This window comes from Paenibacillus sp. NPDC056933 (assembly GCF_042674385.1).
Lineage (GTDB): Bacteria > Bacillota > Bacilli > Paenibacillales > Paenibacillaceae > Paenibacillus.
This window is the reverse complement of sequence record NZ_JBHUQN010000008.1, coordinates 94,992-116,487: the sequence shown is the minus strand read 5'-3', so window position 1 is coordinate 116,487 and position 21,496 is coordinate 94,992. Positions and strand designations below refer to the sequence as shown.

Sequence of the window (21,496 nt, the reverse complement as noted above, 5' to 3'; positions counted from 1 at the left end):
GGATATGTGGATAGCCATCCGTGGAATGATAAACCAAAAGAAGATATTCCTGTGGATACAGGAAACTGTGGATAGGGAAATGAGAGAAGCCAACAGGGTTGGCTTTTTTTGTTGTCACGTCCGCAGGATAAAGTGGAATCATGGGCAGCTGCAGGAGACGATTCAGTGGTTAAAGTTGTACAATAACGTAAAGGATACAAGACAAGGACGTGGTCTAACTTATGATTCGTACACTCGCGATTACACGGGATCATCAGGTTTCCGTGAATGTACCACTGACACAGCTGGACCTCCAGGATTACGCCTGGGTATGGGCAGACTTCAACCAGCCTTCGGAAGAGGAAAGCCGATTGCTGGATACATATTTTCATTTTCACCCCCTGGCGATTGAAGATTGCCTGCATGTGCTGCAGCGCCCCAAGCTCGACTATTATGACAATTTGCAGTTCCTCGTATTGCATGCATTGAATCCATCCACATTGGAAGCAGAAGAGGTGGATCTGTTCCTCGGGGCGAACTTCCTGGTTTCTTTTCATCATGGCGTACTGGAAGAAGTGGATGAAGCATGGGAGCGGTTGTTGCATCACGCACACGAACGAACCATTTGGGCCCGTGGCCCGGTGGCGGCTGCATATACGGTGATGGACAAGCTGGTTGATCATTATTTTCCGTCACTGTTTGCCATCGAGGATGAGCTGGCTGAATTGGAGAACCGGGGCGGGCAGGAATCGGTGGAAGAGCTGATGAACCAGGTGTTTGACCTGCGCAGTCGATTGCTGAAGCTTAGACGAACGGTAGTGCCGATGCGGGATCTGCTATATCGAGTAGTCAATTCCCAACATGTGCAGCGATCAGGGGAGCATACGGCATATTTTACGGATATCTATGATCATCTGCTGAAGCTGGCCGACATGATTGAAGCTGATCGGGAGATGACCGCAGACCTGAGAGACAGTTATATTTCGCTGAATTCCAACCGAATGAATGCAATTATGAAGACCCTCACGGTAATTACGACGGTCTTCATGCCACTGACACTGATCGCTGGCATCTATGGCATGAACTTTGCCTATATGCCTGAGCTGCAATGGAAATTTGGGTATGGTGCGGTGCTGCTGTTGATGTTCATTCTTGGCGGGAGTATGGTGGCCTGGTTTGTGAAGCGGGGCTGGTTTAAGTAAGGGATAATAGAAACTGGATAGCAAGTGAAGAGTTAGCGGTCTGCACAGATCGCTTCTTTAGCCTGTCTATGATGTGCATAAGAGGGCAAATAGGAGTACATATAGATTCATTTTCGGAATAGATGTCCACATGTGGATAAGATAAATGAAGAAGCATCATGAGCATAACTTGGTTTAGGGGAATCTAGCTGTTACGAACAGGGTGAAAATAGTAAAAGGCATCTTCAGTACTGAAGACACCTTAGGAATATTTCAAAAAATGGATTCCATGAGCTGAATTGCCACATGGGATTCTTATCATGAAATGAACTCTGTTACGTTTTCATAATAAGTTGGATGGCTCCATCGTATTGTAGATTACTCTGTTTGCTCCAATACAAAGGTAGCTGTAGCGGTAGGTTGTCCATTAACGACAATCGTTAGTGTATGCAAACCGACATAATGCTTTCTCGTCGTAATGACTTTAAACGATTGCTTCGTTGCAACCTTGGTTCTTCCGGTAGGAAAAGTCTTGTCAGAACACTTGAACCGCTTTGGTGCCTGCTTGCCATTTGCTTTCATATATCCGATTTCATATTCTATCCGCAGCTTCTGTGACTGCCCACTTTCATTCATTACATCAAAGGAAAAATGAAGATCCTCTCCGATGGCTACTGTATCTTTTGCAAGTTGAAGATGCTCAATATGTGCCGCGTCCTGCTCTACGTAGCCAAAGAGACGTAATGCTTTTGGATGGCCCTTCTTGAGCAGGGAGCGGCTTGCATGACGAACAATCCAGTCGGTGTGTTCATGTTGCCCGTACCAGCTGGAGGCCAGATCCAGAACCAGTTCCGGATGATCTTTCGAGATATCGTTCAGATGATTGGCAACACTTTTTCTCACGTACAAGGACTCGTCCTGCTTCAATTTATGCAAAATCGGAAGTACAGGCGTTGGATCGGTAATGAATGCCCGAAGTTTGGAACCCCACGGAAGACGCGGACGACTGCCTTCACTGGCAAGTCTGCGAATGTGTTCATTGGAACTGCCTGCCCATTCCATCATACGTTTCATCGTCTCGATCGGGTAACGTTCAATAAACGGGCGTACCGCGAACTCGGAACTGGAATAAGGTGTGAAGACGGTCAAGTACTTCATGGATAGCTCGTAGTTTTCCAAGGCAAGTCCGTTTACTTCAATAAAATCGGGTACGAACAAATACTCAACGCCTCGCATATGCGGTGCAGCCTGTTCGATAATCGTCAATGCTTCTTCATAGCTGGGAGGTAGCACTTCAGTTAGAGCCAACGTGATTCGGCGAATACGGGCTTTGAATTCCAGATCATCCCAGCCCTCGGCAAATACAAGTTCTCGGAATTGCTGTATGTTCAGCTTGGGATAAAATTGGTGCAGCTGTTCTCCCGTCCGATTGATTAAAGCGGGAGTATATTTATCTTTGAACAGTTCCATAGTCCGCCTCCTTTATCTAATTCCAGTATACCTCAATTCACTGAGATAAGAACATAGGTTCCTGGAATTCCTGTTTGTAATTTATTTTATTCGTTGAAAAGGTGCATGGATTGGAGATATGAGCAGCAGCGTGAACATGGATGAAGGCACCCTCTTTCTCCAAGAGAGTGCCTGGGAAATGAATTAGATTTTTTTGCTGCTTTTGGGACGACGTCTGGTGGAGTTGGATTTACGACGGGGGTTGCTGCTGGAGCTGCGTTTACGCGGCGCAGCAGTCGTTTTCTTACGGCGTTTACGTGAGCGAGGCGGGGAATATTCTTCATAATCTTTATCCGCAGCGCTGCTGTTCTTTTTTCCTTTGCCAAAAGGAAACATACCCATTACGAGCTTCATCATTGGCGCCATCTGCTGAAAGCCGCCAACGACCTTTTGCATTTTGCCGATCCCATTCATGATGCCATCGATTCCCCCAAAGCGGTCGATCATACCCTTCAGTTCTCCGATGTTGGCCAGTGAAAAGCCTGAGGAAGATGCAGGTGCTGTCACCGGAGCAGGAGGGGCTGCAGGAGCTCCTCCGCCAAAGAGACTTCCTCCAGGTCCTCCCGGGCCTCCTGGGCTATAAGGTACAAGTCCGGACGCTTCGACCTCCTGGAATGGAGGGTAGTATGGATCTACTCCAGGATATACGGGTTGAACCTCAACTTCATTCAATGCGCGCGGCGGCATGTATGCAGATGTATAAGCCTGCCGATGCGAATGGGAAGACGGACGCTGCCGCGAGGCGGACTGGCGGTGATAATAATGCTGTGGCATGAACTATCACGTTCCTTCTATGTTGGATTTCGGAATTGCGTTCCATCAGCTGTATGACAGATGTGCATAACAGACCGAGATGGAACTCCCTTTTGCTATACTGTATGTCATTCGCGGAGAGACGGCGTAGGCGGTTATCCCGGAAAACGGGATATTTGCGGATTTGGGCGCAGAGGGAGATAAGAGGTTTAGAGTTGGGTGGTCTAGTTTAGACACAAATTTGTAACATTTCAAATGGATAAAATCATACATGATTAATCGGATATATACAGGCGAATAATGGGAAAAATCGTGATATAGCAGGGATTGTACGCGAGGGAAGGACAATAGTACCTGTTGAAAGCGGTAACATGTATTTTTATTCTGTACTGCGTGAAAACGGTAACGCTTGAAATACCAACTCAGGGTTAGTACAATGTAGGTACACAGTAACCGCTAGGGGATGATGATGAAATGCAGCTGAAAAAGCTAAATGATAAAAGTATTGAACAACTATTTGAGGCCATTTTGACTCTGAAAGATATTGAAGAGTGTTATGTATTTTTTGATGACCTTTGCACGGTAAACGAGATTCAATCCATGTCCCAGCGGCTGGAAGTAGCCCGTATGCTTGGTAAAGGAAATACGTATAACCAGATTGAAGCAGAGACGGGAGCAAGTACCGCTACGATCTCTCGTGTTAAACGCTGCCTGAATTACGGCAATGACGGGTATAAAATGACGCTGGAACGCCTGGGACGCTAAGCAATGGAGAAACCGGGTGTACTTATCATTAGTCACGGTTCTCAGGAGAAGACCTGGGTGGAATCCGTCGATGACGCGGTCTCCCGGTTGAATCTGCCTGAATCATTACCCGTTGAAGCCGGGTTTCTTGAACTTGTGGAAAGACGCCTGATCCAGGACGGTATCGACCGACTGGAAGCACAAGGCGTAACGGACATCCTGGTGGTACCGTTGTTTGTTTCATCCGGTAGTACACATGTGGATGAAATTGAATATGCCATCGGTGCCAAAGATGCCCCGGAACGCGAGACGGATCTGGAACCGTTTCACGTAAATGCACGGGTTCACTTCGGTTATCCTGTGGATAACGACCCGGATATCGCGGTCATGGTGTGGGATAAAGTGAGGTCCCTTTCACAACAACCAGAGCAGGAGACGATTCTGCTGGTAGGTCACGGCAGTATCCATGATGGATTCCGTCAGCGATGGGAAGCTGGTATTTCTTCACTCGCACAGCGGGTGCGGAAAGTCAGTGGTGTCGCTCATACCGATTATGCGCTGCTAAATCCCGATAGTGTGTACGATAAGGCGAAATACTGGAGCGAAGAGCGGGGGAGCCGGGTTATAGTGGCGCCGCTGTTTTTGAGTGCCGGTTATTTCACCATGAAGGTGATCCCGGGTCGACTGAAGGAACTGGATTACGCGTATAGTGGTGAGACGCTGCTTCCGCATTCGCTGTTAGGAACGTGGCTGGAGCGCCAGATCCGAATTTTGCTGGACAGGGTATAACCAGTCTTCATCATTACCTAAACATAAACGGCTGAGAGGCCGTTTTTTTGTTATAACCAGATCACGGATTATAATATTTATTGTCAGGATCGTTGTCAGTCGGAGCGAATGACAACGATGCTCCATACATATTAGCCATATTCCGGATATGACGGCGCAACTCGGCAATGAGCTCGGGAGGTTCTATAACCGTGACATTGCTGCTATAACCCAGAATGTTCTGCACAGCCCGATCCGTGGAGGAATAATGGGCAGTTACAGATAAACTGCCATCCGGATTCGAGGTAACCTGATCATAACCGAATTCATCTCTCACCCTCGTCTTGACGGCTGGATCAAAACGTAAAAGGGCTTTTACCCTAGCAAAATCAGCTTTACTTATGAACTGCTGCTCCACATCATGCAGCGTATAATTGCGGCGGACGAATGTTTCAGGCAAACTTCTAGGCTGGAGCATGCGAGTAAGCCTGAAGACGCGGTAGTCCGATCGAGTCAGGCAGTAACCGTATAGATACCAAACGTAACCTTTGAGAAATAGTCCCATGGGTTCGATTGTGCGTTTTGTTTCGACCCCCTTATTGTCCAAATAGACAAATTGGACCATATGCAGTTCTTTAATTGCTTTGTGAAGAGGCGCGATCTTCACCCTGTCGTTAGGCGTCGGCTTCAGATCAATATCGACATGAACTGCTCCCCTTGCACTCGTCTGCGCTGGCATCAACGCACTAATTCTCTCCAGCAGCCCATCGATATCTGAACTGTCCGTAGCCGACTTGGCCCCACGCAGCGCTGTATAGATAGATGAAAAATCGTCCAACGACAAGAGCTGTTTGCTAATATGATAGCCGGACATGATCTCGTATCCCCCATCCGAACCAGCAAATGAAGCAATAGGGATTCCGGCTTGATTAATGGTCTCCATGTCCCGATAAATGGTACGCAGGGAAACCTCGAAGCGCTCAGCGAGTTCAGTAGCGCTGACACGCTGTTGATTCAATAAGGTCATTGTAATGGCGAGCAGCCGATCGATCTTCACTCTTAAGTTCCTCCTTGCCATATTCCGTTGTCATAGGCCAGATTCTTAATATTTTCTATACTCATCGTTCAAAGCCTGCTATGAAGTGAAGACAATGGCATGAGACTTTTCATCAGCCGCTGCAAATCTCAGGAGCTTGGCACCTTCCTCCATCAGAGCCATATGATCCTCTGTAGAAAGTGGTTTAAAAAGTTCAATGATAAGCGTTGCAGTACCGTGTTCTCGCTGAATCTTCCATATTCCGGAGACGAAACCATCAATGAGCAGCGTGGAACGTATGATGCCATTCACGCTAAATACCCGTTTACGGTACGCCTCATCGATGATACGGCTGCGATCTGCATACGACAACAGCATGTTGTCAAACTCCCCAAGAAACCGCGGTGGAGATGGGGTCTGTGCATCGGGCCGCGGAGCGTCAGGCAGGTCAAACAGATCACGGCCTTGTTCGTCACGAAAAATGGCCAACTGCGGATGCAATTTCTTGATTATTTCGCTCATCCGGGTGAGTCCAGACCATACTTGTATGTCCTTGACGGTGGCCGGACCGAATGCCGCCAGATAACGCAGAACGACCTTCTCTATCGATGACTCAGAGGAGAGAGGATGACCGAGCCATTGTTCCGCAGAAGTATGCTTAGCCTGGCCATGCTTACCCCAGAGTCCTCGAGGAGGTACCTGTACGAGCGGTAATAAGACTCGGATGGCTGCCGCAAGGACGGCAGGATCATGATTGGGCCATCGCTCGCCCAGTCGTTTGCCCAATTCATTAAACGTAAGCGGCTCAGCTTCGATTAACGCCCGACCTGCCGATGCCAGCTCGTTCATATCTAATCCGAGAAGGTGCTTGCCGTAGGTGCCTTTCAAGCCGCGGTCATGCGCAGCCTGAACCAATGGCCGCAGATCCAGGCAGTCTCGCGCAGACACCAGATGCAGGGTCGAGCGCATCAATGCGATGCGCACAACTTGGCGATTTAAGTAAAGCCGGGATAACTCATCCGGATGGAAATCTTCCATACGCGTCCACAGGCCGAAATAAGGAGCAGTCGGAGCTTGAGCCTGCAGACCAACCAACCGCTCGATGACCTCTAGTGCGGAAAGGTTGACCCGACTCAGCAGCATTTGCCGTGCGAGAAGAGCTCGATTCAGGGCACGGGGGCCAAGCACCTGCACCTTTGCATTAGATCCATGTCTATTTTGCGTTTTTTGGTCTACGGTCATTTTGTGAAGCCTCCTTAGTCATAATTGCGATAGACCTTATCTAAAGCGACGGAAAAATTCTTTTAGGTCAGCGGCCAAAATATCCGATTCATCCATAGCGGCAAAATGGGTGCCGCGTTCGAACTCCGACCAATGAATGATGTTGGTGTTGTCGCGCTCTGCAAAGCGTTTTATGGATTTGAAATCATTGCCGAATACAGCCACACCTGTCGCAGCCTGATTCGGCCCTTGCGCCGCCGGATCTTGGTTGTTGGCATTCTCGTAATACAAGCGAGTCGAGGATTCTGCCGTATTGGTAAGCCAGTAGATCATCACATTTGTCAAAAATGCGTCGCGATCGATGAACTCCACATGGTCGCCGAAACCGTTGAACAAATCCGCAATCCAGGCAAGCTGGCCTGCCGGAGAATCCGCAAGACCATAAGAAAGCGTCTGCGGCCGGGTCTGTTGAATCAAGTTGAAGCCCGCCCGTTCATGGAAGTTTGCGAGAAATTGCAGGCGCTTCTGATCTTCTTCGGATAACTCAATCATCTCCGCCGGATCGCCGGATGGGAAGGAGAACAATTGCAGCACATGGATGCCGAGCAGACCTTCCGGCTGTTGAATCCCCATCTCGCGGGAAACAAGCGCACCGCAGTCACTTCCATGTGCTCCGTATTTCTCGTAACCCAGACGATTCATCAATTCCGCCCAGGCTCTGGCAATACGAGTGATGTTCCATCCCGCTTCGAGGGACGGGCCTGAGAATCCGAAGCCGGGTATGGAAGGGATGACGAGATGGAAAGCGTCCGCCGGATTTCCCCCATGGGCCCGAGGATTCGTGAGTGGGTCGATCAGATCCAGAAATTCAACGATGGAGCTCGGCCAGGCGTGTGTGAGAAGGAGTGGAAGTGCATCCGGTTCGGGCGAACGAACGTGGAGAAGATGCACATTAGCTCCATCAATCGTCGTCGTAAATTGAGGGTATGCATTCAGACGCGCTTCTTGTTTGCGCCAATCATACCCCTCCTTCCAATAGGATGCCAACTCTTTCACATAATCAAGGGACACGCCGTATTTCCATCCTGCGCCCGGCAGCGCTTCTGGCCAGCGGGCATGGGACAAGCGGTATTGCAGCTCATCAAGAGCTGCCTGTGGAATAGCAATGCGGAAAGGATGAATTCCGGTGTTAATACCGTTAGAAGTGGAGTTAGAAGTGGTCATTGAATCGCCTCCTCGAATTTGGGTTGAAGGTGTTTTCCTCTTTACACAGCCAATTCTAACAAAAGCACCCTGACAGCATTATGTCAGGGTGCAGCAGTGGATTGAATAAATAATTCAATAATCAGGTTATCCATTTACCGGAGCATGCAGACTCAGATGAAGCTCCAGCAAAGTTATTAATTGCTCAACCATTTCCTCTGCCGGATAAGGCATGGAATGCATAATCCACCATTCCAGCAGGCCAACAGCTGCCGAAGCCAGGAATTGTACAGTAATCTCCATTTTCATGCCCCGCTGGATGCCGCACGCGTCCATTTGATCCTCGACTCCCTGGACCATAAGTGTCATCAGCTTGCTTCGGAATGCGGGAATTCCTTTTTTGGTGAGAAGCGTAGAATAAATAGCGGCATGCTCTTCCAGATAACGGAAGGTGCGGAGTAATGCATCTTTGGCGGTAACCGGAGATGCAGGACTACCGTTGAGACAGGTTTCCACCAATTGCTGCAAATACGTTTCGATGCATTGATCCAGCAGATCAAACTTGTCCGCGTAGTGTAAATAAATGGTGCCGCGGTTGACGTTGGCACGGTCAGCAATGTCATTGATCGTCATTTGCTCGAAATCCTTCTCTTCAAGCAATCCCACAAAAGCCTCCATGATGGCCTTTCTTGTTTTGAGTACGCGTCTGTCCATGGCCCCTCCTACCAATGTTTCTATAATACTTTTCAACAAAAATGTGCATTTCGTTGATTATTCAACAAAAGCCGATATTTTAACGATTGAAGCAGAACAGGTGCTTTGTTACTCTTATTTTATCAACAAATGTTGATAAAGCAACGATTATTCATAAAATTCGAAATAGAGGGATAACGAATGAAAATATTGGTGTATGGCGCAGGGGTATTGGGCAGTCAGCTGGCACACGTTCTGGTGCGCGGCGGAAACGACGTAACCATGCTGGCCAGGGGGCAGCGGGCAGAAGAACTGGAGAGGGATGGCATCGTCATTCGCCATGTGTTTCAGTTTAAAACGACAGTGGATCCGGTTCAAGTAGCCCGGAAGCTTGATGTGGATGACCATTATGATCTTATCTTTGTTGTGATGAAATATAATGATTTTCCGTCCGTATTGCCTATACTGGCTGACAATCAGAGCAGCAACATTGTGATTGTAGGCAACAACGCGGATGCGCGAAGCATGCAGACGTTTCTGGAAGACAATAGCCGGGTGGAAAAGCGAGTAGCGTTTGGTTTTCACGTTAGCGGTGGGAAGCGGAACGACAAGCGGATGCTGTCTATAGGCGTGGGAAAGGGACTGATGGTGATTGGCGCGCTGGACGGTGAGATCCCTTTTCAGCCTCTGCTGGATCAGGCATTTGTTAATGCAAAATACAAGCTGGATGTGATTGATGATATCGATGCTTGGCTGAAAAGCCATCTCATCCCGATTTTGATGCTGAATGCGGTGAGTTTTAATGAAGAGCGAGAGTTGAAGAAGCCGGAGGGTAGCAAAAAACAGCTCCTGCACATGATCGGGGCCATGAACGAGGGAATTGCTGTACTGGAGGCGATGGGCATCGCCATGATCCCGAAAGCACAGGCCAAGCTGATCCGCAAGCATAAGCGGACGTTGTATCTGATGTTGAAACTCTACAGTATTCTTCCGATGCATAAGCTGATGGCGGGTTCTTTTGGTGAGATTGAAGCGTTAAACGATGCTTTTACCAATTGGAAAAAGGCAACCCATAGGCCTACACCTCATTGGGATGTGCTAAAAAAGGAATTTTCTATCCTGAAATGAACGTAAGTTTCTGATTGGTTGGGGAAAAGCATAGGACCCAATATGAAAGGTGTTTCAGCCAAGCTGGAGCACCTTTTTATAATATGCTGCGGACAAGATTAATTCCTGCCCAGGCGGGCAGAATGGATGAGTGATAGTTCGTGAATGACAGGAAATCGATAGGATTAGATTCAAGATGAGTGTGAAAGGTTTATTTTGTAAAGGATAGACAGGGGCGCAGCAGAGAGCATGAACGCTATTGCTGGAGTGATGTAGTGCTCTTGGTTTTATCATTATTGTTATCCTGTTGTAAAATTCATTATGATACGTTATGAAAAAAGTAGCTTATGCCTTACAGGCTAGGACATCTTCATATTTGATGATATGATAGTACATAAAGGCTTTGGAATGAGATGGAATTCCTTATGCATAGATATAGGTATGGATGAAGATTCGGGCAGGATTAACGGATGTGGGTCATCATGTAAAATGATGCCGACTGTGCTTACTCTCAGGTGGTAAGAAAATGAGGTTGTTCAGACTCATGGATAATGTGGAATAGGTGGCGTATGAGATGAAAAAAGCTCGTTTAATATATAATCCGACCTCTGGCCGGGAAGAAATGAAGAAACGTCTGGCTGATGTTTTGCAGCGTTTGGATCAAGGTGGAATTGAAGCTTCAGTACATGCAACAACGGGTGAAGGAGATGCAACCCGGGAAGCGGAGCTCGCAATCGAGCGTGGTTATGACATGATTATTGCCGCAGGCGGCGACGGTACGTTGTACGAAGTCATTAACGGCATGGCCGAGCGGGAGAATCGTCCTCCGCTGGGTGTATTTCCTTTGGGAACGACGAATGATTTTGCGCGCGCGCTGGGTATTCCGAGACAGTGGGAAGATTACGTAGATCTGGTCGTTAACCAGCAGCTTCGCCCACTTGACCTGGGAAAGGCAAACAATAAATATTTTATCAATATCGCAGGCGGAGGCTCGTTAACCGAGCTGACCTATGAGGTGCCAAGTCGTCTGAAAACGATGATTGGGCAACTTGCCTATTACATGAAAGGTATTGAGAAAATGGCGAGTCTGTCTCCGCAGGAACTGGTTATCCGCGCGGCAGGTCAGGAAACGATTCATGATGAGTTCATGCTGTTTCTGATCGCCAATACCAACTCCGTCGGCGGCTTCGAGAAGCTGGCTCCGGGTGCAACCATTGATGATGGTCTGTTCGATGTGATCGGTGTACGCAAATGTAATCTGGCTGACATGATTCGCCTCGTAACCCTTGCGTTGCGTGGTGAACATCTGAATGACAAGAAGGTCGTTCATTTTCAAACGGATTATATGGAAGTTACGTCACCGGGCTATGTTCAGTTGAACCTGGATGGCGAGCTGGGCGGCACACTGCCTGCGACATTCAAGAACCTGCGTCATCACCTGATGTTGTATCGTTGATCCGAATGGACGCTGTAACCTGAAGTCTCCCAAGACATGGAAGTCAAACATGATCCGGCAAGCGGGACGTCGGACCGGGGAATGGAAAAAGGGTTGTCGTTGCACTCTGCATACTGCATGGATGAGTCAAGCAATGAAGCGGTTTATCGTAGAGCTTTTCCAGTTGCGGCGGTTGCCGAGATCACGTATAATCTCATGGGGTTCGTTCGTGCTAATGAACTCAGGAGTTCTTATTTTGGCGAAATGAGTGGAATTAGAATTCTAATGAATCTCAGCGTCGCTATTTAGGCTGAAATGACCTAAAAAGATATGGAAACACGATTGTAGACTGAAATAACGTCTCTGAAGTTCGTTAGGATTTTGGAACGTTATTTTTGACGTAAATAAAGTGTCTCAGGTTCACTTGATTCAGTGAATTATCTCTCGTGTACGTGTACCAGAAAGTGTCCCACATGACTGAAACCACTGCCTGCACAGGCAGGGTACTATATAAGAAGAAAGAAGTGAATGTACGTTGTCTAATACGAACCGCAGCGGTCGTGGAAAAAACCGCCGGAATTCGGCTGCCTCTCAGGGGCTAGGGAACGCTTCAGCGTCCCGTCAGCCAAGTCAATCATCTCGTCCATCACCACGTCAGCAAGGAAAAGAGGTGCGGCCACAAGGCGCATCTCTTTCTGCCGTTCGTCCAAAGGGGAGAACGCGTGAATCTGCACCAGTCGAAGGACTGCCCGTTAGTAAAAATGAAGAGACCGTCATCGACATCATTGGCATGAACCATGACGGTGAGGGTGTAGGTCGTGCGAATGGTTATACGCTCTTCGTGCAGGGTGCGCTTCCAGGTGAAACCGTGCGTGTGCGTGTGATGAAGACCAAGAAGCAGTATGGTTACGCCAAACTGCTGGAGATCGTGAAGGCAAGCCCGGATCGTGTGTCCGCGCCTTGCCCGATCTACGATCAGTGCGGCGGCTGCCAGATCCAGCATATGAGCTATGCCGGACAGCTTGCGTGGAAACGCCAGTTGGTGGTAGATAATTTGCAGCGGATTGGCAAGTTGAACGTGATGGTGGAGGATACGGAGACGTTGGCATCCAACGTGCAGGATGACGCTTCAGTTGGTGAGGTGAAGCTGGCGGAACGGTTGGAACATGATGCGAATCAGACAATTGGACTGGCTACATCTCAAGAACAAATGACTGGAAGCAATCGTATTCGTCTTCGAATGGAAGGTGTCATGAACGAAGAAGATGCCGAGCAAGGCATTCGCGTACTGCCTACGATGGGCATGGACGAGCCATGGCGCTATCGCAACAAGGCACAGGTGCCGATCGGCGTAACCGAAGGTGGATTGGTAGGTGGATTTTACGCTAAAGGCAGCCATCGGATCATCGATATGGAAACGTGTCTTATTCAGCACGAACACAATGACGAAGTGGTTGCGAAGGTGAAGGAGATCGGCAGTCATTTTGGAATCAGCGCCTACAACGAAGAGACAGGTCGAGGCTTGCTCCGTCACGTGGTCGTGAAGAAGGCGTTCCGTACAGGCGAGATGATGCTTGTTCTGGTCACGAATGGTCGAGACATTCCGTACAAGGACGAATGGATTGGCAGTATCCGTGAAGCGATTCCGCATGTCGCGAGTATCTGCCAGAACGTGAACAAAAAACAGACCAACGTCATATTTGGCGATGAGACCCGCGTCCTGTGGGGACGTGATGTGATCTATGATTATATCGGTGATGTGCAGTTTGCAATCTCGGCACGTTCGTTCTACCAGGTGAATCCAGTGCAGACGGAAGTGTTGTACGGGAAAACGGTGGAGTACGCAGGACTGAGCGGCAAAGAAACGGTAATTGATGCCTATTGCGGCATCGGAACGATCTCTCTTTTCCTCGCGCAGCATGCAGATCAGGTGTACGGGGTGGAGATCGTACCTGAAGCTATCGAGGACGCACGTAGTAATGCGATGCTGAACGAGATGCGGAACGTGAAGTTCGAAGTTGGTGCATCCGAGGACGTTATACCACGCTGGAAAGAACAAGGTATTGAAGCTGATGTCATCGTTGTCGATCCACCGCGGAAGGGCTGTGATCCACGTTTGCTGGAAACGATCTTGGAGATGAAGCCCGAGCGAGTGGTGTACGTGAGCTGTAATCCGAGTACGCTGGCACGTGATCTGCGTGTGTTGGAGGATGGTGGGTATCGGACGGTTGAGGTAACGCCGGTGGATATGTTCCCGCATACGGTGCATGTGGAGTCAGTGGCGATGTTGGTTAGGGTGTAGTGTTTTGAAGCTACATTTACCTGTTTTAATATAGCTACTTTGCCCGAAGCTTCTAAAGCTCGGGCTATAATTGTTTTAACCGAAGTAATTCATTCAGCGAAGGGCATTTGATGAGGCTTCCGTTCGTCGGATGATAGTTTTATATAATCATTAGTAGAGTTGATGTTGGTCTGAAATATCCAGTTTTCCAGTTTATCCGTTTTCAATAGCTTGGTGTTGTTCAGTGTTTTCTAATGCCACAGTAAGACGTGGTAAAGGTATGCCTAACTTTTTTGCTGCTCTCACAACTTCAAGTACCGCAAAACCGGCTTTACTATTGTTGTATTCAATGAAAAGTCGTGGTAAGCTGCCCTTTGCAAAAATAACCTTGTTAAACAGCGTGCCGAGAAGTGCTGGTGGAATCTTGGTCAACAGTAGAGTAATCGCGTCCATCTTTGCGCCTCTTGCTTTAAGTACAGGGGTCATTTCCCGCATACTCTTACCGACATTTGCGAATGAGTCACTATGATTCAAGACTGCTGGGAAACTTCCCCGTTTTAACACCTCGGTCTCCATCGCCGCATTCATGGCAAAATGATTCCATAGCCAGCTTTGCATATCTTTTGTCCAATTGATTTTAAAATGGGCGCTTTCAAATAGTTCTTTGACCTTGTTGTTTATCTGTTCCGTGCCTACCCGTGGTTTTTCCAGAAATATCGTTTTTAAAAAGCCGCCCCTAAGCTTATTGTCCTCAATGCCGCCTCCTGCTCCTGGGAACCCAAAGACAACATTGTTCATAGACAAGGGCAAGATCGATGATTTTAAATCCTGCCAAATATTATTGAATATTAGGATAGGGGTGTTACCCGCGGTAGTCGATAGTAATTGTGCTGCTTCGGGAAGTTGCTTCGTGTTGACACTCGCAATAATGAGATCGTAATTTGGGCTTATCTCCTCATGCAGTTTGATGTTCCAGCTTTCTTGGATTAACTGTTTCCCTCTTCGTGCGTCCCACATTTCAAGCGCTATATGACTTCCGAGGGTTTCTTTTCTCCCTTTTCTAACGTAAAACTCAACGGTATGCCCTGCCTTTTCAAAAGCCCAAGCAACTGGGTGGATATGACACCTCTACCAAAGAATAAAATTCTCATATTACCTCCTGAAAAAAATATTTTAATCCTTGTTGATGATCCAACAACGTGTTGTATAATGTTATTGTATTGATTCACTATACGGTCATCAACCATCAGATTTTTAATATCTGTCGTATAATTGATCGAACAGCAGACGGAGGCAAATAATGAAAAAGCAACCTGAAATTACGGACAAAACAAGGCAGACATTTATAAATGTATTCTGCGATTTATATAGCCAAAAACCCATCGAAAAAATATCTATTCAAGAGATTACTAACAAATCAGGATATAATCGCAGTACATTTTATCAATACTTTACAGATATCTATGAGTTGTTGGACTGCGTTGAAGAGCGTGTTTTGAAATCCATTAACGAGGAAATGGCAGGCAGAGAGTTTTCTACACATACGTTCCAGGATGCACTTCAATGCTTGGAAAATGCAGAGGACATTTCAGTTCTGAAAGCCCTCTTGGGCGACTATGGTTCTGTTCATTTTGTGGAACGCTTGAAAAGAGAAATTCCCTTTGAGCGATTGATTGTGGATTTTCCAACAGATGATGTCTTGGCACCATATATCATTGAGTTTTACATTTCAACATTAATATCTATGTTTCGTCTTTGGATACGCAACGACAAAGATCTATCGTCAGAAGAATTGGTCAAGCTGATCGATAGCCTATTTGCAAAGGGGATAACACCGTATCATATCTTTGGCGCGGTCAATCCGAAGCGCTCTGATTTGAATAAAAGTAAAGGGGCGAGGAGAAGGAGAATGAGGGCCTGACTGTAACAGATTCCCTGATACGAGGGTCGCTTCCCTAATCATTTTGCAAGACCCTTTTCTGGAGTGCCTACAAACAGATCATACAGATATCCTAGCGAAAATAGTAAAGAGGAGCATTTGCTCCTCTTTACTTCATTAACTACAGTAGTCTAAAAATCCCCATCATCCCAGGCGGTAGTTAATATATGTGCACACCCGTACCAAGCACGGATTTGTTTTGTACGGAATTACCGGATAGATATACCTTTTGCAGATCAGGCAGCTGGCTTAGGTTCTCGATATTAGAAATGGCATTGTTTTCGAGATGAAGCTCTTCTATGGCCTGCCAGTTACTCATAAATTCGAGAGAAGACAAATTGCTGTCTTGCAGAGTGAAGGAACGTAGAGCGGACATGTTGGCAAAGTAAGGCATCATTTGGTCAACTTCAGCAACAGAGGTGTTGCTTATGCTGAAATATGGCTGCTCTAAGGTCAAATGTTCAAGCACGCCGTTCTCTGCGGCCGATTTTTGCTCGAAATTCAGCCTGCACTCGGAGCACATCAGAGATTTGATCTGCTTCAAACGAAATAAAGCATCGCTCTCCTTATATAGTGACGAGTCGTAAATGTTCAGGGTCTCTAGGCTGGACAAGCCGTCCAAGGCGCCAAGACGGGTTATTTCATCGATCTCCCAGAGCGATAGCTGCTCCAGTTTCGGGAATTTCCCCAGCGCAGCCAAGTTCAATTCCCCGCTTCCGCCACGAAGCGTCAGACTGGTTGTAGCCGGGGCCTTTAGCCCGGTGAGAAAGGAGCTTGGAATTTCCGCTCGCCCCACATTAGGCAATGTCAGCGCTTCTGCTTTCTCGTAGTGACCGGACAACGATAATTCCCGTAGAGAAGACAGACTGTTTATGGTCTTTACCGAGCTAAGCTGACTTAGAGAAGCCAGGCGTAGTTTAGTAATGGAGGCCTTGTCGGCCAAGCGCTCCAGGCTTGAAAAGTTTACATTTTCGATATCTAGCGTTTGTAGAGCAGGCATATTTTGTACAAAGTCGATGGACTTTACGTTGGTTAAATAGGAAAGCTGAAGCTCCTGAAGCTGGGTTAAGGCATACAGCGGCTGTAGGTCTGTAGCTTCACTGTAATGTATGGACAAGGATGACAGCCCGGTCATGGACGACAACCATCCGAGTTCATCGACAAAGGTGAGCGACAGGGACTTGAGCGGCAGTTTATTCAACAGAAAGAAATCCGTTACAGACTCATCCACATAGGTAATGGATAAGGAGTTCAGATTAGGAAATTCCAGCAGCAGGGCCAATTCCTGGTTGCTGCGAAGCTGAGTGGAAAGCTCCGTAATTTTAGACTTGTCGCCAAAGTAGCCCGAAAATTTACTGAAGGATTCGTTAAAAGCGCCTCCATAACTTTTTAATCCGGACATATGGGCAAAAGTGGTTTGATCCGTCTGGGAGATTTCATAGGTATTCGTCAGGTCTAATGCCGTCAGTCCCTTAAAGGCTTCAAAATCTCGCTGATCGATCTGCTGGCTATTCAGTTTCTTGTCCTGAGTAACATAAGTGATCTTCTCGGCCTGCTCATCGCTGAAGGGATCAGAGAAGCTATAGGTAAACTGCCACTGGTCATTCTCCGAATGCTCCACGGTCAAATAGCGCAGACGAGCCAATTCTTCCTCGGTCGGCAAGGCAGATCCTTTATCGAAGATATCCCGCAAAAAGGAGAGCAGAACCTCGCTTTCAGGCATCTTTCGCACAGGCATATTGGCTTCTGTTTTTGAATAGGTGGAGCTGTTGCTATAATAAAAATATGTACCGATGGCGCCAGCTAGGACTAACATCAGTATCAGCATTACCTTTACGGAGGCAGTCTGCTTCAGCGGTGCTTTAGGGGGCGTTCCGTGGTAATGATTGATGGTCTGGTCTACGTAATAGACATGATTTTGCTTCAATAAAAGCTCTGTTTCACAATAGGGACACTTTAAAATCTCACCCTCTTTGTATTCAATTCTTCCGTTGCAATTGGGACAGTTTAACGGGATAAACGCCACGAATGTCCTCTCCTTCATTTCATTATGATGTTCATAAGATCATGCTGAACGGTTATCTGACTTCATTATACCTTGTGAATTTACGTTTGATGAGAGAAAGAAGTTTCACATAGCGAAGGAGCAGGGGAATCCTGCTCCTTTTTGATCTTTTTTAAGTATGGCTGGGGGGAGGCATCAGACATCATCAAGCGAACCGCTGCCTTTACCTGGGGCGGTTTATTTATGTTTATTGAACGCGAGGGTGAGTATGTTATATTGAGGAGGGGAAAATCAAACGATACCATTACATAACAGGTGGGATGTAAGATGTTCTTTTTCATTACATTGCTCGTGTGCTTCGTTGTATTCATGTTGCTGACTTCGTTCTTCAACAGAAAACATAAAGTTCTAATCTCGTTAGTCAGTTCGCTCGTAGTGAGTACGCTGCTTCAGGCTCTGGAACAATTTTACCTAAGCAGTATTTTAGTGGCGTCGTTTTTGGTTTATTTTATAATCGGAAATATCAGCACTTTAAAAAGCAATCAGCTTAGACTAATCTTGGCGGTATTATTCAGTACGACCATAGTAACACTGGTGCTCTCGTTTACATACTTCAATCAAACCGCAGCTCCACCGGATGCCGAGATTCTTAGAGTTATGTTTATGTACTATCCGTTATTAGTTGTGTTTATTGCGTGTTATGTCTACATGCTCCTTAGCCTGTTCAATTTTAAAATGCTGCAAGCCACCAATCCGTTCCTCTATATCTGGAATAAGGTTCGTGCTTTCAGACGGATGATGCGTTTGTTCTGGATTATTTCACGTAAAGGTTTGGCTCATTTGATTCAGCAGGATCATGCCAAGTTGCCCTTTGCGATTGCTGAGGTTCTGGATAACATGGGCGGCGTGTTTGTTAAGTTTGCTCAAGTGTTATCGACCAAAAAGGACATGCTGCCTGCCAACTATATTCAAGCGTTCTCCAGTCTGCATGACCAGGTCAAACCTCTGAGCGAAGATGAGCTGAAAACAATCATTGACGCTAGAATCGGGAATATGGATGAAACCTATGAATCCTTTGGGATGAAGCCGATTGCTGCGGCTTCGATCGGACAGGTTCATCTGGCAAAGCTAAAGTTAACGAGCGAGAAGGTTGTTGTTAAAATTTTAAGACCTGACGTGAAGCAGAAGATGACAGTGGATTTGGATATTTTGATCCAGTTTGTCACATGGCTGTCCGAACGCTCTATCAAAATCAAGAGACTTGGGTTAATCCAGTTGGCCGAAGGATTCAAACAGAATTTGCTTGAAGAAACCGATTTTGATATCGAGGCCTTAAATACGAATCTGTTGCGAAAAGCCTTCGAGGAACATGATATTCAGATCCGTGTTCCTAAAATCTACGCCGAGTTCTCGACGAAACAGGTGCTCACCATGGAATATATCGAAGGAACCAGCTTCACAAAAGCAGTGACAAACGACGTTTCGGTGAGGGTGATGCACGCATTTTTGGATCAAATTCTGATGATTGGTATCTTTCATGCGGACCCCCATCCTGGCAACCTCATGCTTACTTCTGATGGAGAAGTTGCATTGATCGACTTTGGTTCAGTGGGATATCTAACGGATGAGGAACGAGGCGGCATGTTAAGCTTCCTGATGGGTTACAGCACTAAAGATACGAAAGAGATGGCGCAAGGCTTAACGCGAGTCTGTGAGGAAGGAGAATCACTGGATAAAAAGCTGATTGAACAACGCCTTAACCGTTTGTTAGCAGAAGCATCTTTCTCACCAGACCCGACAAGTGTCATGATGAAACATATGATGATCCTGATCACGGATATGGGGATGTCCTTAAAACCGACCATTGCTGGTGCATTCAGAGCTATCATTACGCTGGATGGTACGTTGTCATCTGTAGATGATACCTACTCTTTATCCGCAGCAAGTCAGTCCTACGCCAGCCATATGGATAAAGGGCAGATGGTTAAGGAGCGCATAAGCAAGGTCAAAGAGCAGATTACGGACTACATCCCTAGATTATTGGAGCTGCCTATTCTGAAGGATAATAAAATTACGATTGCTCGTGAGCAAAATCATTCATTGAATGATGTTATAGGCACGTTAACTGTGGGAATTTTCACGGTAATCTGTATGGTTGTTATGCTCGCAAGCTTTGTTGTGCAGAGCGAAGTCATGCGATTTCTACTTGGTCCATTATCCATATCAGGCTTTGGTGTAGGGATGACCATTTTGAGCGTATCTGTAATTAAACATTTGAAGCCTAAGGTGTAGTGTAAAGATAGATCAGTCAGATCAGGATGGATAAGCAATCGTTTACTTTTTTAAGAGTAGGTCGCACTGTGCCAGTATCCATAATTCGAGATCGAATCGACGGATTATCTGCTAAAGTATTTTACGATTGGTCGATTGCAGAGTACACTGGCACGTATCTCTAAACATAAGCAGGAGCCCGTCAATCCGTCGGAGCCTACAAAAGGCTCCATTCCGCTTATGCAGTGCCTCGGAGGCTTTCACATTATGTTGCTTGGTGAACAAAACAGCGAAGTCGTGTGGAGAACAAAAAAAGAGCGGAAACGTTGTGCATTCCTGATCCATCATGAAGGGAAACGGGTTAATGCTCCCGTCATTATCGAGGTACTGCGGCCGGGGGACGACCTCGTAAACTGTACTGACACTGATGCCGATTCCAGATTGATCTGGAACTCCCGAACCGAGCGAGGCATGATTAAATAAATCATTAAGCGATCGAAGTAATCGGATGTTTAACATGCACAGGGTAGAGATGATCACCAGGGGTTCTTACAAATAAGCCGTCATTGGTGATTGTACTTTTTAGAACGATAAGATCTGTTGCATCTGGCGTGAAATGGAAGATTATTTCCTGCATATCCTCATCTGCAATCTGATGTAAAATATCTGTCATATGGATTGTGTTTAAGCTAATTACATCGAAGAGGTCGATGTGATGTTTCTCTTTTTTATAAATAACGATGACGTTTTCATTTTCCAGGTAATAAATATCATCACTAAAAACATTCAGGCAGTAAAACATGAATATGCCCTGGACATGATCGGTTGCAAAATGCTGCGAAACAGGCAATCTTTCGAGTGAAAATCTATGGATAAGTCTCAGATCCGCCGCGTTAGTAACATCAAGTTTCTGAATGTTCGCAGCCTCTGGTGATTTTTTTGCCGTATAATTCATTGAAAAAAGATGTTCTTCCACCGGCTTAAACCCAAACTTGGGGTAAAAATCAAGCACCGATTCATTGGCAAAAAGGTACATGCAATCGTATTTGTTCTCGTATTCCTCTAAGACTTTATTCATTAAACGTGTAGAGAGTCCTTTCCCCTGATAATCAGGATGTGTCATCACCGTGCCGATTTGAATCGCCTTTTTCTTCTCTCCTTGAATAATGAGTTCAAGGATGTTAACGGAAACGTTGGCAATAACCTGGTCCCCATCGACATATGAATAAGGGATGTAACCCTCGCCCCAGTACCCTTGTTGATACCAATCTTCAAAATTGATCTCAAACGTGTTGGCAGCAAGCTCGAAAAAACTCTTACGAAGTGCTTCATTCGTTTTAAAATTCCTCATAAATATTAAATCTTGCATGG

At 46.6% G+C, this 21,496-nt stretch carries 18 protein-coding genes; 9 read left to right on the top strand and 9 right to left on the bottom strand.

The window, feature by feature from the left end; all coding sequences use genetic code 11:
• Positions 1 to 221: 221 nt before the first annotated feature.
• Positions 222 to 1,181: a magnesium/cobalt transporter CorA gene (corA, locus tag ACFTRD_RS30580; protein ID WP_379386591.1), complete on the top strand. Its 960-nt coding sequence runs from the start codon at positions 222 to 224 to the stop codon at positions 1,179 to 1,181.
• A 357-nt stretch (positions 1,182 to 1,538) separates the two neighbouring features.
• Here corA and ACFTRD_RS30575 read toward each other — a convergent pair whose 3' ends face one another.
• Both ACFTRD_RS30575 and ACFTRD_RS30570 read right to left on the bottom strand, forming a co-directional pair.
• Positions 1,539 to 2,630, bottom strand: a complete 1,092-nt coding sequence (locus ACFTRD_RS30575) for a DNA alkylation repair protein (protein WP_379386589.1) — start codon at positions 2,628 to 2,630, stop codon at positions 1,539 to 1,541.
• A gap of 183 nt (positions 2,631 to 2,813) precedes the next feature.
• Positions 2,814 to 3,443, bottom strand: a complete 630-nt coding sequence (locus tag ACFTRD_RS30570; RefSeq protein WP_379386587.1) for a tyrosine protein kinase — start codon at positions 3,441 to 3,443, stop codon at positions 2,814 to 2,816.
• 453 nt (positions 3,444 to 3,896) lie between these two features.
• On the opposite strand from ACFTRD_RS30570, the gene ACFTRD_RS30565 reads away from it, so the two are divergent.
• A complete protein-coding gene (locus ACFTRD_RS30565; protein WP_017690665.1) occupies positions 3,897 to 4,187 on the top strand; it encodes a YerC/YecD family TrpR-related protein in 291 nt (96 codons plus the stop codon).
• A 3-nt stretch (positions 4,188 to 4,190) separates the two neighbouring features.
• Entirely contained in the window at positions 4,191 to 4,955 is a 765-nt protein-coding gene (locus ACFTRD_RS30560; RefSeq protein ID WP_379386584.1) for a sirohydrochlorin chelatase, read from the top strand.
• A 61-nt stretch (positions 4,956 to 5,016) separates the two neighbouring features.
• Here ACFTRD_RS30560 and ACFTRD_RS30555 read toward each other — a convergent pair whose 3' ends face one another.
• The 4 genes from ACFTRD_RS30555 to ACFTRD_RS30540 form a co-directional block, all read right to left on the bottom strand.
• A complete protein-coding gene (locus tag ACFTRD_RS30555) occupies positions 5,017 to 5,991 on the bottom strand; it encodes a helix-turn-helix transcriptional regulator (RefSeq protein ID WP_379386582.1) in 975 nt (324 codons plus the stop codon).
• A gap of 78 nt (positions 5,992 to 6,069) precedes the next feature.
• Positions 6,070 to 7,212: a winged helix DNA-binding domain-containing protein gene (locus ACFTRD_RS30550; protein ID WP_379386580.1), complete on the bottom strand. Its 1,143-nt coding sequence runs from the start codon at positions 7,210 to 7,212 to the stop codon at positions 6,070 to 6,072.
• Positions 7,213 to 7,248: 36 nt separating this feature from the next.
• Positions 7,249 to 8,415, bottom strand: coding sequence for an epoxide hydrolase family protein (locus ACFTRD_RS30545; RefSeq protein ID WP_379386578.1), 1,167 nt, complete (start codon positions 8,413 to 8,415; stop codon positions 7,249 to 7,251).
• A gap of 126 nt (positions 8,416 to 8,541) precedes the next feature.
• Positions 8,542 to 9,108, bottom strand: coding sequence for a TetR/AcrR family transcriptional regulator (locus ACFTRD_RS30540; RefSeq protein ID WP_379386576.1), 567 nt, complete (start codon positions 9,106 to 9,108; stop codon positions 8,542 to 8,544).
• A gap of 180 nt (positions 9,109 to 9,288) precedes the next feature.
• Here ACFTRD_RS30540 and ACFTRD_RS30535 point away from each other — a divergent pair, with 180 nt between their 5' ends.
• The 3 genes from ACFTRD_RS30535 to rlmD all read left to right on the top strand — a co-directional run bounded on the left by ACFTRD_RS30535 (position 9,289) and on the right by rlmD (position 13,931).
• A complete protein-coding gene (locus ACFTRD_RS30535) occupies positions 9,289 to 10,215 on the top strand; it encodes a ketopantoate reductase family protein (RefSeq protein WP_379386574.1) in 927 nt (308 codons plus the stop codon).
• 553 nt (positions 10,216 to 10,768) lie between these two features.
• Positions 10,769 to 11,650: a diacylglycerol kinase gene (locus ACFTRD_RS30530; protein WP_379386572.1), complete on the top strand. Its 882-nt coding sequence runs from the start codon at positions 10,769 to 10,771 to the stop codon at positions 11,648 to 11,650.
• A 514-nt stretch (positions 11,651 to 12,164) separates the two neighbouring features.
• Entirely contained in the window at positions 12,165 to 13,931 is a 1,767-nt protein-coding gene (gene rlmD, locus ACFTRD_RS30525) for a 23S rRNA (uracil(1939)-C(5))-methyltransferase RlmD (RefSeq protein ID WP_379386570.1), read from the top strand.
• A 192-nt stretch (positions 13,932 to 14,123) separates the two neighbouring features.
• Here rlmD and ACFTRD_RS30520 read toward each other — a convergent pair whose 3' ends face one another.
• Complete coding sequence (locus tag ACFTRD_RS30520) at positions 14,124 to 14,927, bottom strand: ketopantoate reductase family protein (protein ID WP_379386568.1); 804 nt, start codon at positions 14,925 to 14,927, stop codon at positions 14,124 to 14,126.
• Positions 14,928 to 15,210: 283 nt separating this feature from the next.
• Between ACFTRD_RS30520 and ACFTRD_RS30515 the strand changes: the two genes are divergently transcribed.
• Positions 15,211 to 15,831, top strand: a complete 621-nt coding sequence (locus ACFTRD_RS30515) for a TetR/AcrR family transcriptional regulator (RefSeq protein WP_379386566.1) — start codon at positions 15,211 to 15,213, stop codon at positions 15,829 to 15,831.
• A 178-nt stretch (positions 15,832 to 16,009) separates the two neighbouring features.
• On the opposite strand, the gene ACFTRD_RS30510 is transcribed toward ACFTRD_RS30515, so the two are convergent.
• Positions 16,010 to 17,776 carry a leucine-rich repeat domain-containing protein gene (locus tag ACFTRD_RS30510; RefSeq protein ID WP_379386564.1) on the bottom strand — a complete coding sequence of 589 codons (1,767 nt, stop codon included), beginning with the start codon at positions 17,774 to 17,776 and terminating at the stop codon, positions 16,010 to 16,012.
• Between the two features lie 405 nt (positions 17,777 to 18,181).
• On the opposite strand from ACFTRD_RS30510, the gene ACFTRD_RS30505 reads away from it, so the two are divergent.
• A complete protein-coding gene (locus tag ACFTRD_RS30505) occupies positions 18,182 to 20,146 on the top strand; it encodes an ABC1 kinase family protein (protein ID WP_379386562.1) in 1,965 nt (654 codons plus the stop codon).
• Positions 20,147 to 20,392: 246 nt separating this feature from the next.
• Positions 20,393 to 20,608 (top strand): hypothetical protein, encoded by a 216-nt coding sequence (locus tag ACFTRD_RS30500; protein WP_379386560.1) that lies wholly within the window; start codon positions 20,393 to 20,395, stop codon positions 20,606 to 20,608.
• Positions 20,609 to 20,612: 4 nt separating this feature from the next.
• On the opposite strand, the gene ACFTRD_RS30495 is transcribed toward ACFTRD_RS30500, so the two are convergent.
• Positions 20,613 to 21,494 carry a GNAT family N-acetyltransferase gene (locus ACFTRD_RS30495; RefSeq protein ID WP_379386558.1) on the bottom strand — a complete coding sequence of 294 codons (882 nt, stop codon included), beginning with the start codon at positions 21,492 to 21,494 and terminating at the stop codon, positions 20,613 to 20,615.
• Between the last annotated feature and the right edge of the window lie 2 nt (positions 21,495 to 21,496).